Here is a 593-nt window from a genome sequence, read left to right as displayed (position 1 = left end):
GCCGCGGCCGCGATCATCGCGATCTCCAGCGGATCGCGAACCTGGTAGCAGTAGTCGTTGGCGCTGGAGTACGCGGTGTCACCGCACCAGTGCCGGTACTGCCAGTACCCGATCAGCGCGTACGCGCCGAAGACCAGGACGGACGCGCCGGTGGCCAGGCCGTCGAGGCCGTCGGTGAGGTTCACGCCGTTCGACATCGCCGTGATCACGAAGACGAACACGATCACCGAGCCGACCTTGCCGACGTCGAGCCAGCTGATGTCGCGGATGAAGGAGATGTGCTCGCTGGCCACGGTCTGGCCGTTGGTGCTGGCCGTGTAGAGCGCGGCGATGCCGAACCCGCCGCCGACGATCGCCTGGCCGAGCAGCTTGCCCTTGGCCGACAGGCCGTCGGAGTTGCGCTTGCGGACCTTGAGGAGGTCGTCCAGGAAGCCCACCACGCCGCAGAAGACGAACAGCCCGAGCAGGACCAGGGCCGTCATGGTCGGCCCCTCCTGCGCGATCTGCCGCTCGGGCAGCGTGGTCAGGGCGATGTGCCCGGCCACGTACGCGAAGACGGTCGCCACGATGAACGCGACACCGCCCATCGTGGG

1 protein-coding gene is annotated in these 593 nt (G+C 68.3%); it reads right to left on the bottom strand.

What is annotated here, in order from left to right; translation table 11 throughout:
- A partial coding sequence (locus Ato02nite_RS51055; RefSeq protein WP_498371301.1) for an MraY family glycosyltransferase occupies positions 1-593 on the bottom strand: 593 nt, incomplete at both ends.

It is taken from the genome of Paractinoplanes toevensis (genome assembly GCF_018332695.1).
GTDB classification, from domain to species: domain Bacteria; phylum Actinomycetota; class Actinomycetes; order Mycobacteriales; family Micromonosporaceae; genus Actinoplanes; species Actinoplanes toevensis.
The sequence above is the reverse complement of the archived record's forward strand: the minus strand, read 5'-3'. Positions and strand labels throughout refer to the sequence as shown.